Source organism: Nocardioides sp. SRI_004 (genome assembly GCF_057586415.1).
The window spans coordinates 1-240 of sequence record NZ_JBYCZV010000048.1 but is presented as its reverse complement, the minus strand read 5'-3'; the positions used below and the strand labels follow the sequence as shown (position 1 = coordinate 240).

The following is a 240-nucleotide window of genomic DNA, read 5'->3' as shown; positions in this document are numbered from 1 at the left end:
CACGTCATCGGCGGCGACCGCACCCCGATCGTCGACACCTGGTGGCAGACCGAGACCGGTGCCGTGATGATCTCCCCGCTGCCGGGCGTGACCGCCGGCAAGCCCGGCTCCGCGATGACCGCAATCCCCGGCATCGAGGCCGACGTCGTCGACGACGAGGGCAACTCCGTGCCCAACGGCTCCGGCGGCTACCTCGTCATCACCTCGCCGTGGCCCTCCATGCTGCGCACCATCTGGGGC

At 71.2% G+C, this 240-nt stretch carries 1 protein-coding gene; it reads left to right on the top strand.

The features are described 5' to 3' along the window. Positions 1 to 240, top strand: a 240-nt coding sequence (locus AC2YHB_RS25655; RefSeq protein WP_487354886.1) for an AMP-binding protein, incomplete at both ends; no start/stop codon positions are given.